This window comes from Aminobacter sp. P4_D5, assembly GCF_056401815.1.
The window spans coordinates 1-624 of record NZ_JBFUIP010000943.1 but is presented as its reverse complement, the minus strand read 5'-3'; the positions used below and the strand labels follow the sequence as shown (position 1 = coordinate 624).

The window sequence follows — 624 nt, the reverse complement described above, 5'->3', positions numbered from 1 at the left end:
GTGCTGCCGCTCTCGCGCACCAACATCGCGGCGCTCTTCGTGATCCTCTTCATCTACGGCTGGAACCAGTATCTCTGGCCGCTGCTGATGGTGAACGATAGGAGCCTGGAAACGGTGGTGGTCGGCCTGACGAAAATGATCGGCACGGGCGACCAGCAGAACGAGTGGAACGTCATCATGGCGACGGCCGTCTTCGCGCTGATGCCGCCGGTGGCCGTGGTCGTGTTCATGCAGCGATGGTTCGTGAAGGGCCTGACGGAGACCGAGAAGTAATGGCGACTTTAGCTCTCCGCGACGTGAAGAAGTCCTTCGGCGCGACGCATGTCCTGCACGGCGTCGATCTCGACGTTCAGGACGGCGAGATGATCGTCATCGTCGGCGCCTCCGGCTGCGGCAAGTCGACCCTCCTGCGCATCGTCGCCGGCCTCGAGACCGAGACGACCGGCGAGGTTCTCATCGCCGGGCAGAGCATGAAGGGGCTTGAGCCCGCCGACCGCGACGTCGCGATGGTGTTCCAGAACTACGCGCTCTATCCGCATATGTCGGTCTTCCAGAACATGGCCTACGGGCTGAAGATCCGCGGCATGGCGAAGGACGAGATCGTCCGCCGCGTGGACCAGGCAG

At 63.3% G+C, this 624-nt stretch carries 2 protein-coding genes; both read left to right on the top strand.

Annotation, left to right across the window (positions count from 1 at the left end; translation table 11 throughout):
- Positions 1-273, top strand: a 273-nt coding sequence (locus AC1DWF_RS35950; protein WP_476843227.1) for an ABC transporter permease subunit, incomplete at its 5' end; no start/stop codon positions are given.
- The coding region (locus tag AC1DWF_RS35945) for an ATP-binding cassette domain-containing protein (RefSeq protein ID WP_476843226.1) at positions 273-624 on the top strand (352 nt) is incomplete at its 3' end. The genes AC1DWF_RS35950 and AC1DWF_RS35945, both read left to right, overlap by 1 nt.